This window comes from Herbiconiux liukaitaii (assembly GCF_041927495.1).
GTDB lineage: Bacteria > Actinomycetota > Actinomycetes > Actinomycetales > Microbacteriaceae > Herbiconiux > Herbiconiux liukaitaii.
Genome location: NZ_JBHFHG010000003.1, coordinates 24,992 through 38,320, shown reverse-complemented (window position 1 = coordinate 38,320; position 13,329 = coordinate 24,992). Strand labels below are relative to the sequence as shown.

The 13,329-nt window shown below is 72.2% G+C and carries 14 protein-coding genes; 6 read left to right on the top strand and 8 right to left on the bottom strand.

Annotation, left to right across the window (positions count from 1 at the left end; genetic code table 11):
• Positions 1-14: 14 nt before the first annotated feature.
• The 3 genes from ACEXQC_RS04600 to ACEXQC_RS04590 are packed head-to-tail and all read left to right on the top strand — an operon-like array spanning position 15 to position 3,532.
• Positions 15-1,178 (top strand): permease, encoded by a 1,164-nt coding sequence (locus ACEXQC_RS04600; RefSeq protein ID WP_374818965.1) that lies wholly within the window; start codon positions 15-17, stop codon positions 1,176-1,178.
• Positions 1,171-2,001 carry a TIGR03943 family putative permease subunit gene (locus ACEXQC_RS04595; protein WP_374818962.1) on the top strand — a complete coding sequence of 277 codons (831 nt, stop codon included), beginning with the start codon at positions 1,171-1,173 and terminating at the stop codon, positions 1,999-2,001. Before ACEXQC_RS04600 ends, ACEXQC_RS04595 begins: the two co-directional genes overlap by 8 nt.
• Positions 1,991-3,532: a hypothetical protein gene (locus ACEXQC_RS04590; RefSeq protein WP_374818959.1), complete on the top strand. Its 1,542-nt coding sequence runs from the start codon at positions 1,991-1,993 to the stop codon at positions 3,530-3,532. The genes ACEXQC_RS04595 and ACEXQC_RS04590 overlap by 11 nt, the downstream gene beginning before the upstream one ends.
• A 355-nt stretch (positions 3,533-3,887) precedes the next feature.
• Here ACEXQC_RS04590 and ACEXQC_RS04585 read toward each other — a convergent pair whose 3' ends face one another.
• The gene (locus ACEXQC_RS04585) at positions 3,888-4,484 is read right to left on the bottom strand and encodes a DnaJ family domain-containing protein (RefSeq protein ID WP_374818956.1); all 597 of its coding nucleotides are present in this window, start codon (positions 4,482-4,484) and stop codon (positions 3,888-3,890) included.
• A gap of 44 nt (positions 4,485-4,528) precedes the next feature.
• Positions 4,529-5,560: a putative endonuclease domain-containing protein gene (locus ACEXQC_RS04580; RefSeq protein WP_374818953.1), complete on the bottom strand. Its 1,032-nt coding sequence runs from the start codon at positions 5,558-5,560 to the stop codon at positions 4,529-4,531.
• A 315-nt stretch (positions 5,561-5,875) separates the two neighbouring features.
• On the opposite strand from ACEXQC_RS04580, the gene ACEXQC_RS04575 reads away from it, so the two are divergent.
• Entirely contained in the window at positions 5,876-6,679 is an 804-nt protein-coding gene (locus ACEXQC_RS04575; RefSeq protein ID WP_374818951.1) for a GIY-YIG nuclease family protein, read from the top strand.
• 303 nt (positions 6,680-6,982) lie between these two features.
• On the opposite strand, the gene ACEXQC_RS04570 is transcribed toward ACEXQC_RS04575, so the two are convergent.
• Positions 6,983-7,762 carry a 3-hydroxybutyrate dehydrogenase gene (locus tag ACEXQC_RS04570; RefSeq protein WP_374818948.1) on the bottom strand — a complete coding sequence of 260 codons (780 nt, stop codon included), beginning with the start codon at positions 7,760-7,762 and terminating at the stop codon, positions 6,983-6,985.
• Positions 7,759-9,303, bottom strand: coding sequence for an MFS transporter (locus ACEXQC_RS04565; protein WP_374818945.1), 1,545 nt, complete (start codon positions 9,301-9,303; stop codon positions 7,759-7,761). Before ACEXQC_RS04565 ends, ACEXQC_RS04570 begins: the two co-directional genes overlap by 4 nt.
• A gap of 102 nt (positions 9,304-9,405) precedes the next feature.
• On the opposite strand from ACEXQC_RS04565, the gene ACEXQC_RS04560 reads away from it, so the two are divergent.
• On the top strand, positions 9,406-10,332 hold the full coding sequence (locus ACEXQC_RS04560) for a LysR family transcriptional regulator (protein WP_374818942.1): 927 nt from the start codon (positions 9,406-9,408) through the stop codon (positions 10,330-10,332).
• 18 nt (positions 10,333-10,350) lie between these two features.
• On the opposite strand, the gene ACEXQC_RS04555 is transcribed toward ACEXQC_RS04560, so the two are convergent.
• From ACEXQC_RS04555 to ACEXQC_RS04545, 3 genes are all read right to left on the bottom strand, one after another.
• The gene (locus tag ACEXQC_RS04555) at positions 10,351-11,043 is read right to left on the bottom strand and encodes an HAD family hydrolase (protein WP_374818939.1); all 693 of its coding nucleotides are present in this window, start codon (positions 11,041-11,043) and stop codon (positions 10,351-10,353) included.
• Positions 11,043-11,483: a YybH family protein gene (locus ACEXQC_RS04550; protein WP_374818936.1), complete on the bottom strand. Its 441-nt coding sequence runs from the start codon at positions 11,481-11,483 to the stop codon at positions 11,043-11,045. Before ACEXQC_RS04550 ends, ACEXQC_RS04555 begins: the two co-directional genes overlap by 1 nt.
• A gap of 70 nt (positions 11,484-11,553) precedes the next feature.
• Positions 11,554-12,015, bottom strand: coding sequence for an SRPBCC family protein (locus tag ACEXQC_RS04545; RefSeq protein WP_374818933.1), 462 nt, complete (start codon positions 12,013-12,015; stop codon positions 11,554-11,556).
• 114 nt (positions 12,016-12,129) lie between these two features.
• Between ACEXQC_RS04545 and ACEXQC_RS04540 the strand changes: the two genes are divergently transcribed.
• Positions 12,130-12,585: a DUF3817 domain-containing protein gene (locus tag ACEXQC_RS04540; RefSeq protein ID WP_374818929.1), complete on the top strand. Its 456-nt coding sequence runs from the start codon at positions 12,130-12,132 to the stop codon at positions 12,583-12,585.
• Here the strand turns inward: ACEXQC_RS04540 and ACEXQC_RS04535 are convergent.
• Complete coding sequence (locus ACEXQC_RS04535) at positions 12,575-13,324, bottom strand: SGNH/GDSL hydrolase family protein (RefSeq protein ID WP_374818927.1); 750 nt, start codon at positions 13,322-13,324, stop codon at positions 12,575-12,577. The genes ACEXQC_RS04540 and ACEXQC_RS04535 overlap by 11 nt on opposite strands.
• Between the last annotated feature and the right edge of the window lie 5 nt (positions 13,325-13,329).

The window sequence follows — 13,329 nt, the reverse complement described above, 5'->3', positions numbered from 1 at the left end:
TCTACGCTGGTCGGGTGACTCGGGAGCTCGGCGGTACTCAGGCGCGTGCCGGGGGGCCCTTCGCTGGTCGGCAGCCGCGGCAGGGGCCGCCGCAGCTGCCCGGGCGATCGCGGTACGCCGTGCGCGGCCTCGCCGTCGCCGCGGTGCTCGCGGCCGTGCTGCTCACCGTGCGGGTGGTGAGCTCGGGCTGGGACGCATCGCTCGTGCCCGATCGGCTGAGCGACTTCGTGACGCTCTCGATCAGCGTCATCATCGAGTCGCTGCCCTTCGTGTTCCTCGGCATCCTGCTCTCGGTGGTGGTGCGGTTCTGGGTGCCCGACTGGCTCATCCACCGCCTGCTGCCCCGCCGCCTCGTGCTGCGCCGGGCCGCCCTGTCGCTCCTCGGCGTGCTGCTGCCTGTCTGCGAGTGCGGCAACGTGCCGCTGGCCCGCGGGCTCATGATGAAAGGGCTGAGCGTGCCCGAGGCGATGACCTTCCTGCTCGCCGCCCCCATCCTCAACCCCGTCACGATCGTGACGACCTACCAGGCGTTCGGGTGGGACGACGGGATCCTCGTGGGGCGGATCGTCGGCGGCTTCGTGATCGCCAACCTCGTGGGGTGGCTGTTCAGCCTGCACCCGCGGCCCGACGACCTGCTGACCCCCGGGTTCAGTGCGGCGTGCAAGCACGAGGCGGCGCACGCCGGGCACTCGCACGAGTCGGGCCCCGGCGCCGGTCCCGGTGCGCGGCGCGGCCTCGCCGGCATCCTGAGCCCGACCGTGCGGGCCGCCCAGCGGGTCAAGCTGCGCGGCGCGGTGGTGGCCTTCGCCGAGGAGACCTCGGCCATGCTGCCGGCGCTCGTGGTGGGGTCGGCCATCGCCGGTGCGATTCAGGTGGGGCTCTCGCGCGACATCCTGCTGGCCCTCGGCAGCAACCCGATCTGGTCGGTGCTGGCGCTCATGATCCTCGCGTTCGTGATCGCCATCTGCTCCAACGTCGACGCGTTCTTCATCCTCTCGTTCGGCGGCACGTTCCTGCCGGGCGGCATCGTGGCGTTCCTCGTGTTCGGCGCGATGCTCGACATCAAGATGGTGACGCTGCTGCGCACCACCTTCACCACGGCGACCCTCGTGCGACTGCTCATCGTGGTCGCCCTGGCGAGCCTCGCACTCGGATTCGGGGTGAACCTCCTTGCGTGAACGACTTCTCGCTCGCTGGCGCGGCGTGCTGCTGAGCCTCGTGGGCATCGTGGCGATCGTGTGGCTGTCGGCCACGGGGCGGCTCGGGCTGTACATCCACCCGCGGTACTACGAGTTCACGGTCGTGATGGCGGTGATCGCGGGGGTCATCGTGATCGCGGCGTTCGCGGTGCTGCCGGGGGTGCGCGACGACGAGGCGGATGCGCACGATCACGGCGGCGATCATGGGCATGCGGATCCGGACCACGACCACTCGTCGCACGAGCACGAGGCCACGGGATCGGGCATCTCCTCGCGGCGCAGCCTGTTCTGGTCGGCCATGACCGTGCTCATCATCGCCGGCACCGCGGTGGCCCTGCTCGTGGTGCCGCCGCAGACGCTCACCACCGCGACCGTCGACCAGCGCGACCTCAACAACTCCGTCGCCGTGGCGGATGCCGACGAGACCGCGCAGCTCGTGGCGAGCGACACGACGGGCTTCACCGTGAAGGACTGGGCCTCACTGCTGCGGCAGGGTGCGGGCGAGGAGTACTTCGCCGACAAGTCGGCCGACGTCACGGGGTTCGTGACGCCCGACCCTGCGGATCCGGAGAACGTCTTCTACATCGCCCGCTTCGTGGTGACGTGCTGCGCCGTCGACGCCCAGCCCGTGGGGGTGCCCGTGTACCTGCCGGGGTGGGAGGAGACCTACGCCGTCGACAGCTGGGTCACGGCCTCGGGCGGGTTCGGGCCCAACCCGAGCACCACGAGCGCCCAGACGATCGTGCTCGAGCCGGCCGAGATCGCGCCCACCGAGCAGCCGGCGGAGCCGTATGTCTACTGAGCTGCCTGCCGGGTCGCCTGGCCGCTCATCTGCCGAGCCGTCGGCGGGGTCCGCTGCCGGGTCGACCGGGCGTCGTCTCGCCGCCGAGCGCGCCTCGCTGGCCGAGGAGCGGCGCATGCGGCGCTACCGGCGGGCGAGTCTCGCCACGGTGCTCGTGCTCGCCCTCACGGCCGGGGTGCTCGGCGCGGCGGCCGTTCTTCGCGGGCCGCACCTCGATTCGGCGGCCATCAACGCGGCCACCGCCATCCAGCGCCCGGGTCAACGCCTGGTGCTGCAGGCGGATCAGGCGATCGGCGAGGTCACGGCGAGCGACGTGAGCGTCACCCCGGAGGCGCCGTTCGAGCTCGATCCCGACACCGATCCGTCGACGGGTGCCCTCACGGTCACCTTCACCGGCATGCTGCAGTACGGCACGGAGTACTCGGTGCGGGTCGACGACGTCGTCGGCACCACGACGGGCCTCTCGGGCTCGCTCGACTACTCGTTCGAGACTCCGGATGCGACCGTGCACACGCTGCTGAGGCGGGGCGGGGCGGCCGCGGTCGACAAGCCCACCGACCAGGTGCTGGCGAGCGGGTTGAGCGTGGGATCGGGGTCTGACGCGGGGTCCGGCTCCGAGGTGATCTTCGAGGCGCCGCGCATCCAGGAGTTCGCCGTGGCCGGTGACGTGACGGTCGCCATCGTGCTCGACGAGCAGGGCACGGGGTCGCTCGCGCTCAAGGTCGGCGACTCGGCCGTCGAGGGTGTGCACACACCCGTGGGCGGGCGGTTGCAGAACCTCCGCGCCTCGACGAGCGCCGGGCTGTTCGGTGTGACGGTGAACGGCGGAGCGGATGCGTCAGGGCGCGAGTACCAGAACGCGCTGTTCGTGTTCGATCCGCAGACCGGGTCGGGGCGGGCAGAGGAGGTGCTCGGGTTCGGCGGGGAGCCGCTGAGGGTGGTGGACTGGCAGTTCGTGCCGGGCACCTCGTCGATCGTGGCGCAGGGGGTCGACCAGCAGCTGTATCTCCTCGATCCGCTCGCGGGAGGCGAACCGTCGGCGCTCGGGCGGCACGCCGAGATGCGGGGGTTCCTGCCGGGGGGAGTGACACTCGTGGTCGCGGATGCGGCGGGCACCTCCACCATCGACCTCACCACCGGCGACGTGCAGCCGCTGCCGCTCGCGTCGGCGACGGTCGATCCGGCGCTGTATCCGGGCACGATCGTGGCGCTGCCGGACGGGGGCAGCATCCGTCGCTTCGACTCCATCGACTACTCCCAGGCGCAGGCCGTGCAGTCGTCGCTGCTCCTGATCGCCGATGCCTCGGGCACGCGGGAGCTGTACCGGTCGCCCGTCGAGGGCACGCGTGTGCGCGACTTCTGCCTCTCGCCGAACGGGCAATACCTCGCGGTCGAGACCATCGCCGCGGGCAGCCTGAGCGACGGCTACGCCCTGCCGGGCTACAGCGACATGACGACCTCCTTCGTCGACATCGCCACCGGCGCCGCCACCCGCAGCGTCCCGGGCTTCCTCCCCGACTGGTGCACCTGACCCACCCGCCGTTCCCATTCCGCCGCCAGCATCACCCACCTCCGGCCTCGCCGCGGCTGCTCCGGCGGTATCGACGGAGACCCGGTGTGGGATGCGGTCGAGAGTCCGTCGTTCGCGTCGTTCGCGTCGTTCGCGTCGATCGCTCCCGTGTCCGTCGTCTGCGCCTGCCGATGGGTGGCGGGGCACCTGGTGGTGCCAGGTGGGGCCGGATTGTGCCAGAAGCGGCGGTGGATGGCTGGGTCAGGAGGGGCGGCGCGCTGCGAGGCGGAGGTGAGGGCGGCGCAGGTTCAACCGGGGCGGCGGTGTGAGGGCGGCGCAGGTATAGGAGGCGCGGCGGGGTGAGGGCGGCGCAGGCTCAGGAGGGGCGGCGGGCGGCGCGGAGGCGGCGGCGGCGTTCGCGGCGGGGGAGTGCGTCGAGCTCGGCCTGCTCGCGGGCGCGCGCCTCGGCGTCCTCGGCCAGGCGGGCCGCGCGGCGGGCGCGCCAGAGCTCGAGCTCGGCGTCGATGTCGCGCGTGGGGGTGACGACGGGCGGTCCGCCCTGCAGCTGGCGGCGGGCCTCGATGATGCGGCGGTTGAAGTCGGTCAGCACCTCCCGCACCCGCGCTTCGGTGCCCAGCCCGTCGAGCCGGGTGTCGAGCTCGGCGTTCTCGGTGCGCAGGGTGAGCGCCGGCGGGCCGAGGCCGGTGAGGCGCTCGCGTTCGATCTTGCGCTTGATCCACCAGTCGGGGTCGTTGCCGCCGCCGAGACCCGCGAGGGGTTTGCCCGATCCGGGCAGGTTGTCGAAATCGCCGCGGCGGATGGCCTGCTCGATCGCGATCTCGACGATCTGGTCGCGTTGCTCCATGGTGGGGCGCCCGGCATCCGCTTCGCCCTCATCGGGGAGGCCCCCGCCGGTGCGGTAGCGCGAGGCCTTGAGCCGCGGATCGACCGGCTCCCGCTGCTCCTCATCCACCCCTCCAGCGTACGACGCACTCCCGACTCCGGCTCGAGACCGCCCTAGTCGGGCGTGAGGTAGGCGTCGACCATGAGGGGGCCACGGAGATCGCGCAGCCGGTCGATGATGCGTTCCACGAGCCGGGCGTTCACGCCGGAGGCCTCGAGGTCGTGCGGGCCGATCGGCAGCAGCGGGCGGCACCGGATGCGCACCACCTCCCACCCCGCCGCCCGCAGCAGCTGATCCTTGCGCCGATCGGACTCCTCGCGCGGCCCCACGTGCTCAAGCCCGAACCGCCCGACCGTGTCGTACTCGAGCACCACCCGCAGCTCGGTGAGCACGATGTCGGGCCACACCTCGAGCCGCCCGTGGAACGGCCGCCCCACGGCGACGGCATTCACGAACCCGGCCGATTCCCGCGCAATGTCGAGCTCAAGCCGCCCCGCGAGCCGCTGCCGCAGCTCGGCCTCCACCGCCGACGCGGGCGCCGGCGCCTCCGGACTGAAGAACGCCTCCCCGGCCCGCCGCCCGGCCACGCCCACACCCGCCCCGCGCGGCCGCTCCCGCTTCCCGGCCCGCCCCGAAGCGCCCCGTGGCGAAGCCGCCCGACGCGCCATCGCTGCTTGCGAGGGAGCGGCGGTGGAGGATGCGAGCGTCGTGTCGGCCACCGTGAGCGAGGACGGTGATGACGTGGACGTCGTGTCGGGCACCGCGCGCGATGACGGTGGAGGTGCGGGGGAGTCTTTATCGGGGCCAGACGGCGGCGCTGGGGCCACCGGCGGGCGGCGAGGGGCCGCGAGCTCGGAGCAGACGGGGCACCAGACCGAGCGGCGGCGTCGGCCACCAGGGCGGGACCGCTGCTCGACGGGAGTGGCCACGAAGCGGTGCCCGGCGTCGCACAGCCACACGAGGTAGACATCGGCCGCGGGCGGGATCTGGCTGAGCGTGCGCCCCTCGTTGTACTCGGGCCGGAACTGCCGCACGAGCATCGGGTACGACGCCCACGCAGCACGATACGTGCCCACCGCGTAAGGCACAGCGGAGCCCTTGGAGCGCTGCCGCCGCTCCCACCAGGCCTGCACGTTCTCGGGCACGCCCCCACCCTGCCCCCCACCACCGACACCGGCCCCACCCCCCCCCAACCCCAGCCCCGACGCCCGCCTCCACCACCGACTCCGGCCCCACCCCCACCCCGCCTGCCCTCCCACCAGCCCCACCCCCTGACACCGGCTTCGCCACCGCCACCGGCCCCACCCCTCACACGGCCCCGCCGAAACCGACGGCCCCTTGCTTCCCCGCCAGCCCTCATCCCTGACTCGGGCCCCACCCTGACATCGGCGCACGTCCCCGCCTGGGTGCCGCATGGCGGTGGTGGGTGGCGTGTCGGTGGGGCGACGTAGTGTTCGAGCATGAGCGAGACCTACCCTGCTGCGGAACTCCGCTGCGCGGCGACCGAGCATGGCGTCCCCTGCCGGAATGCGGTCGAGAATGGCGGCAGTGCCGGCGAGTGGAGACAGAGCGGCCACGGCGAGCGGGGACAGAGCGGCCACGGCGAGCGGGGACAGAGCGGCCACGGCGAGCGGGGGGAGGGTGGCGGCGGCGAGCTGGGGGAGAGCGGCGGCGAGCGGGGGGAGGGTGGCGGCGGCGAGCTGGGGGAGAGCGGCGAGGTGCGGGGTGATGGCGGCGACGGTTCGGGCGACGGGGGCGGTGCGGGTGGGCTGGTGCTGCCGCTGTGCTGGGAGCATCTGGTGGCGGCCGGCGAGCGGGTGGCGGGGGAGGTGGGGGTGACGGATGCGCTGCCTGGTCCGTGTCCGGCGTGCGGGTCGCGGCTCGGGGTGCGGTACCCCTCCGGCTGGCTGTGCGCGGTGTGCGAGTGGCGGTGGGGTGAGATGCCCGATCCCGCTGCGGTCTCGGTGCGCGTCGACGTGGTCTACTACCTGCGCTGGCGCGACCGCATCAAGATCGGCACCTCGTCGAACCCGCGCGGCCGGCTCGCGCAGTTGCGGCACGACGAACTTCTCGCCTTCGAGCGCGGCGACCGCACCCTCGAGCAGCGCCGCCACCGCGAGTTCGCCGAGCTGCGGCTGGGAGGCGAGTGGTTCGCCGCCGCCGATCCGCTGCTCGCCCACGTGGCCGCGGTCGCCGCCGGCACCGACGACCCCTGGGCGCTCCTCGCCCGCTGGCGCAGCGAGGCCGCAGCCCTGGCAGGCTGACCTCCCGCGGACATCGCCACCCCGAGCGCCGTCCACGCCGCATGATCCCGCGGTCGCAGTCAGGATCGGCGAAGTCCGCGCGAGTGGCCACTGACGAGCGGCAAGTGGCGGCTCGGCGAGCGGCCACTGGCGAGCGGCGGCCAGTACTGTGCGCGCTGCATCCCGCGATTGACGCCAGCGGGGGCGGCCCAACCAGGCGCCATGATGCTTATGCCACCGCGCGGGGTGGCTCGGCGCGGGATGGCTCGGCGCGGGCGCAGCCGTGCGCGGCGTGGGTCGGTGGTGGCTTGGTCGGGCGCGGGATCAGCTGGCTGTCCAGCCGCCGTCCATCGTGTAGCTCGAACCCGTGACCATCGCGGCTGGTGGTGATACCAGCCAGAGCACGAGCGACGCGACCTCCGAGGGTTCGACGAGCCGCTTGATGGCGCTCTCGGTGAGCAGCACCCGCGCGAGCACCTCCGATTCGGCCATGCCGTGCACGGAGGCCTGCTGCGCGATCTGCTTCTCCACGAGGCCCGTGCGCACGTATCCGGGGCTCACGCAGTTGCTCGTGACGCCATGCGGCGCAGCCTCGAGCGCGGTGACCTTCGAGAACCCCTCGAGCCCGTGCTTCGCCGCGACGTACGCGCTCTTGAACGCCGACGCTCGCAACCCGTGCACCGACGAGACGTTGACGATCCGCCCCCACCCCCTCCGGTACATACCGGGCAACGCCGCCCGCACCAGCAGGAACGGCGCCTCGAGCATGACGGCGAGGATCTCGCGAAACGACTCCGGCGAGAACTCCTCGATCGGCGCCACATGCTGGATGCCTGCGTTGTTGACCAGGATGTCGACCCCGTCCAGCACGGGTGCCAGCGCCGAGTCGGTGAGGGCGGAGGGGGAGGCGAGGTCGATCGTCCACGCCTCCCCTCCCACGTCGGCGGCGAGGGCCGACGCGCGGTCCCCGTCGCGATCGGCGACGACCACGAAGGCCCCCTCCGCCGCGAGGGCCCGCACCACGGCCTCGCCGATGCCGCTCGCACCACCGGTGACGAGGGCGCGTCTGCCCCGGAGCGCCAGGGTCCGCTCCGGGGCGCTCATGCGCGCGGCTCCCGCCTCGCCCGCTGAGCCGATCCGGATCCGGATGCAGGCCCCGACTGAGATCCCGCTGCAGATCCGGACCCCGAACGAGATCCGGATCCCGACACCGATGCGGATCCCGAACCAGAGGCAGCCCCCGATCCCGACGCAGCTGCCGAACCGGACGCAGCACCCGATCCCGATCCCGCCCCCGGCAGCCCGAAGCGCGCCGCATCGGCCGAGTCGACGGCCCGCAGCGACGCCCCGCGCGTCTCCCGCAGCGTCAGCACCGTGCCGGCAGTGATGGCACACGCCACCACGAGATACAGCGCCACCGGAACCCACGACGAGAACCGCTGCAGCAGCGCCGACGCGATGATCGGCGCGAGCGACCCGGCCACGATCGACGTGACCTGGTACCCGAGCGAGACGCCCGAGTACCGCATCCGCGTGGGGAACATCTCGGCCATGATGGCCGGCTGCCCGGCGTACATGAGCGCGTGGAAGCACAGCCCGATCGTGATGGCGAACACGATCAGCACGGGGTCGAGCGTGTCGAACAGTGGGAAGGCGAAGAACGCCCAGGAGGCGCCGAGCACGGCACCGGCGAAGTACACGGGCTTGCGGCCGAAGCGGTCGCACAGCCGACCCACCTGCGGGATCACCGCGAAGTGCACCACATGCGCGATGAGCAGCGCGAGCAGCAGCTGGCTCGTGTCGTACTCGTGCACGGTCACGAGGTAGACGATCGAGAAGCTCACGATGATGTAGTAGAGGATGTTCTCGGCGAACCGCAGGCCCATCGCCTTGAGCACGCCCTTCGGGTAGCGCTTGACGACCTCAAACACGCCGTAGCTGACGGCCTTCTCCGACTCCGCGGCGGCGCGCGCCTCGAGGAAGATCGGCGCCTCGTTCACGTGCGTGCGGATGTAGTACCCCACGAGCACGATGAGCGCCGACAGCCAGAACGCGATGCGCCAGCCCCAGCCGAGGAACTGGTCGTCGGGCAGCACGGTCGAGAGCACGAGCAGCACGAGCGTGGCCAGCAGGTTGCCCACGGGCACGGCGGCCTGGGGCCAGCTCGACCAGAAGGCGCGCGAGCGGTCGGGGCTCTGCTCGGCCACGAGCAGCACGGCCCCTCCCCACTCGCCGCCGAGCGCGAAGCCCTGCACGAAGCGCAGCACCACGAGCAGCGCGGGGGCCCAGTAGCCGATGCTGTCGAACCCGGGCAGGCAGCCGATGAGGAAGGTCGCCACGCCGATGAGGATGATCGTGACCTGCAGCGTGTGCTTGCGCCCCAGCCGGTCGCCGATCTGGCCGAACACGATGCCGCCGAGCGGGCGGGCGACGAAGCCGACCGCGTAGGTGAGGAACGCCGCGATGATGCCGTCGAGCTGACTGCCGGCGTTGGGGAAGAACACCGCCCCGAACACGAGGCTGGCGGCGGTGGCGTAGAGGAAGAACTCGTACCACTCCACGACGGTGCCCACCATCGAGGCGGCCACCACCTTCTTCAGCCCGGAGGGTGTGCGTTCTGTGCGAGCGGGATCGGTGACGGTCATGAATTCTCCTCAAGGGTCGACGTTGACTGGAGACGAGTATTCGTGCAGATCCCGACCCCCACAATGACCAGTTGAGAACACCCGCTGTGCATAATTGCAGATATGAGCGTGGATCCGCAGGACCTCCTGGTGCTCCGCGCCGTCGTGACCACCGGCCGCTTCACGGGGGCCGCCGAGGCGCTCTCCCTCAACCACACGACGGTCTCCCGGCGCATCCAGACCCTCGAGCGAGCACTCGGCGGCCGGGTGCTCAGCCGCGCGGCAGGCGGATGGGAGCCCACCGAGCTCGGTCGCCGGGCCCTGCGGGCCGCCGACGGCATCTCCGAGGCGCTCGACGCCCTCGCGGCGGAGGGAACGGATCCCAGCGCCCGAGCACGCCCGAGACTCACGGGCGTGGTGCGGATGTCGGCCACCGACGGCTACAGCGCCCTCGTGGCCGCCCCGGCCGTGGCGGCGCTGCAGCGCGACCACCCCGAGCTGCAGGTCGAGATCGTGACCGTCACCCGCCGCGCCCTGCAGCAGCGCTCCGGTCTCGACATCGAGGTCGTCGTGGGCCGCCCCCAGGTGCACCGGGCCGAGGCGGTGCTGCTGGGGGAGTACGTGCTCGGCATGTACGCCTCGGCGGAGTACCTCGCCGAGCACGGCGCACCGGGTTCGCGCGACGAACTGGTGTCGCATCCGCTCGTCTACTTCATCGACTCGATGCTGCAGGTCGACGACCTCGATGCCCCCCGCCGTCTCGTGCCCGGCATGCGCGACTCGCTCACCTCCACCAACGTCTTCGTGCACGTGGAGGCCACAAGGGCCGGTGCGGGCATCGGCTTCCTGCCGTGCTTCGTGGCGGATCGCCACCCCGATCTCGTGCGGGTGCTGCCGGAGGAGATCGCCGAGGTGCTGCCCTACTGGATGGTGCTGCGGCCCGACTCGCTCGACCGGCCGGCGGTGGCCGCGGTGGTGGCGGCGCTCCGAGAGCGCACGGCCTCGATGGCGGATGCGCTCAGCGGCATACAGGACGGCACGAGCGGATGAGCTCCGGATGCTCGCCCGTCACCTCGAGCGGATGAGCTCCAGCACCTCGCGGGTCGTCGCCGCCTCGACCGTGGGCGGCCCCAGCGGATCCCCACGCTCCGCCCACACCGTGCCGTGCCCCACCCACCCCGTCCGGAGCCCGGCCCCCCGACCCCCGGCCACGTCGTTCACCGGATCATCGCCCACCATCCACGTGCGAGACGGATCGCCGCCGGCCCGCTCGAGCGCGAACTCGAAGATGCGCACGTCGGGCTTCGCGAGCCCGACCCCCTGCGAGACGACCGTGTCCACCATCCGCGCGTCGATCCCCGTGCGACGGAGCTTTCGCCCCTGCTGCTCCACGGGCCCATTCGAGAGGATGGCGAGGCGCACCCCGTCATCCGCGAGCAGCTCGAGGTGCTCGGCGAGGCCGTCGTAGACCTCCACGAACTCCACGTGCTCGTACAGAATCCTCTCGACCAGAGTGCTCACAGCAGCAGGCGAGGAATCGAGGTCGAACCGCGAGGCGAGTGTCGCGGCGAGGCGGGGTCGGGGTGTGTGCCCGTTCCGATCCTCGGCCACGATGAAGTCCGCCTCCTCGGGGCGACCGAGCTCGGCGGCGAACAGCTCGGCCCAGCGGCGGAAGGCGCCCGCGCGGTCCACGAGCGTGTTGTCGAGATCGAGCAGGATCAGCAGAGGCGGGGCCGAGAGCGGCCCCGGCGTGCCCGCCATCACGACCCCGTCGCGAACTCGCGCACCGGCGGGTGGTCGCCGTGGCGGTGCACGAGCAGCCACCGCCCGGAGGCATCGCGCCGGTACACGTGCGTGACCCGGATGACGACCTCACGCGGCTCGGCGCCGTCGATGGCCACCACCCCGCGTTCCCGTCCCACCGTGTACCCCACGTCGGCCCCCGCATGCACGACCTCGTACGTCGGGGCGAGTGTGCCGCCGCTGAAGCGTCCGCCCACCCAGGCGAGGGTCGCGTCGATGGCGTCGTGCCCGCGCTCGAGGGTGCCGAACGCACCGTACAGCGTGGTGTCCGCATCCGCCGCCCAGCAGGCCCGGAACGGATCCGGGTCGCCCTCGCCCATCGCCGCCAGCGCCCGGCCCACCCGGTCGACGGCCACCTGGAACGACTCGCGCTCGTCGAGCCCGTCGCCTGCGTTCACCTCGGCTCCTCTCGCCGCCGACAGCCTAGGGCAGAGCCCGCGCCAGGGCAGGAGGCAGCCGGGTTCCCCGTCAGCCCGCGACGGCGGACTGCCCGAGGTGCTGGGCGAGGGCGTCGAGTGCGCTCTCCCAGCCGTCGTAGATGTCGTCGTCGCCGCTCATGCCCTCGTAGCCGCGCAGGTCGAAGGTCATGCGCGTGAGCTCGCCGAGATCCTTGATGGTGACCGTCACGAGCAGGGCGTCGTCGGGGTCGTCATCCGGTGCCCCCCAGGTGAAGACGAGCTTCTCGGGCGCCTCGACCTCGCGGTAGACGCCGCCGGTGGGGAACTCCTCCTCGCTGATGTCGTTCACCATCGTGTAGGCGTAGCGCCCGCCCGCCTTCGCGTCGATCGAGACGCTCTCGGCGGGGGTGTGCAGACCGGCGGGATGCCACCACTCCGCGGCCTGGGCCGGCTCGGTCCACGCCGCCCAGATCTGCTCGGGTGTGGCGTCGAACTCGCGGGTGAGGGTGAATCCCTTGTCGGTGTCGATCATCGTCGAGGCTCCTTCGTGTCGGCACGGTCGCGCGCCCAGGTGCGGAACGCGCACCTCCCTGTCTACTCCCGTGCCCGGGATCCGCCGAGGGGCGGCCCGCTAGGCTGTATCGGGATGACTCCCCGCACCGTCTTCCGCACCGTCTCGATCGCCGAGGCGATCACCTGGACCGCCCTCATCGCCGCCATGGTGGCGCGCTACGGCTTCTCAGCCGAGGTCCCCTTCTTCTTCGCCGTCGGCCTCGCGCACGGCGTGGTCTTCATCTCGTTCGTGGCCGCGAGCGTCGTGGTGGGGCTCAACCAGCGGTGGAGGTGGTGGACGATCGTCGTGGCCGCCGCCACCGCGATCCCGCCCTACGGCACGGTCGTGACCGACGTCGTGCTCGAGCGGCGGGGCCTGCTCGCCGGGGTCTGGCGCTTGGAGGCCGGCGCGGATCCGCGGGATGCGCATCCGATCGATCGGCTGCTGCGCTGGTTCCTTCGGCGGCCGTGGCTGTTCCTCGTGGTGCTCGTGGTGGTGGTGGTGCTGCTCACCGTGGTGGCGCTGGTGGCGGGACCGCCTACGGGCTGAGCTTCTTGAGGCGCTCGTCGACGGCGGGGGCGAAAGCGCTCGCCCACACGCGGTAGCCGCGGTCGTTGGGGTGGAAGAGGTCGCCCGCGAACTGCGTGCTCACACCCCACAGCCCCTGCCGTTTCGTGAGCTGGTGCAGGGGGACCACCCTGAGGCCTCTCGCGGCCGCTGCCTCGCGCAGCAGCCGATTCGCCTCGAGCACTTTGCGCTCGGCGGGCAGGAAGTAGAAACTCGGCAGGTCGGCCACGATCGCGTGCCCCGGCAGGGCGTCGAACACGGTGGCGATCTCGGTCTCGAAGCGCTGCGGATCGAAGTCGGCCATGTCGTTCGCGCCGATGCTCACGGTGAGCACGTCGGGCTCGAGCTTCGCGAGCCGCGGGAGTTCCTTCTCGATCGCCTCGCGGAGTCGCGCCCCCGAGATGCCGAGGTTCACCACGCGCACGGTGCGGCCCGAGCGCTCGCGCAGGTGCTTCGCCACGAAGCCCACGTAGCCGTGCGCAGGCCGGCTCGCGCCGATGCCCTGAGCGGCCGAGTCGCCGACCGCCACGTAGAGCAGTTCGCCCTGCTTGGCCGCCTGCTCGCGCCAGTAGAGGGAGTGCACCGGGATCGCGTCGGAGAGCAGACCCCTCCAGTGGTGCTGGCGGCGTGCGAGGTAGCGCACCCAGGCGGTGACTCCTGCGGCGACGCCGGAGGCGGCGAGGGCGGTGGCCGTGACCGTGACGGCCTTGCGGCTCTTCACGGGCG

Bases quoted from the DNA above. Each gene is read 5' to 3' on its own strand.
- ACEXQC_RS04590 (WP_374818959.1), top strand. From the start codon at position 1,991: ATGTCTACTGAGCTGCCTGCCGGGTCGCCTGGCCGCTCATCTGCCGAG.
- ACEXQC_RS04575 (WP_374818951.1), top strand. From the start codon at position 5,876: ATGAGCGAGACCTACCCTGCTGCGGAACTCCGCTGCGCGGCGACCGAG.
- ACEXQC_RS04570 (WP_374818948.1), bottom strand. From the start codon at position 7,762: ATGAGCGCCCCGGAGCGGACCCTGGCGCTCCGGGGCAGACGCGCCCTC.
- ACEXQC_RS04565 (WP_374818945.1), bottom strand. From the start codon at position 9,303: ATGACCGTCACCGATCCCGCTCGCACAGAACGCACACCCTCCGGGCTG.
- ACEXQC_RS04560 (WP_374818942.1), top strand. From the start codon at position 9,406: ATGAGCGTGGATCCGCAGGACCTCCTGGTGCTCCGCGCCGTCGTGACC.
- ACEXQC_RS04555 (WP_374818939.1), bottom strand. From the start codon at position 11,043: ATGGCGGGCACGCCGGGGCCGCTCTCGGCCCCGCCTCTGCTGATCCTG.
- ACEXQC_RS04545 (WP_374818933.1), bottom strand. From the start codon at position 12,015: ATGATCGACACCGACAAGGGATTCACCCTCACCCGCGAGTTCGACGCC.
- ACEXQC_RS04540 (WP_374818929.1), top strand. From the start codon at position 12,130: ATGACTCCCCGCACCGTCTTCCGCACCGTCTCGATCGCCGAGGCGATC.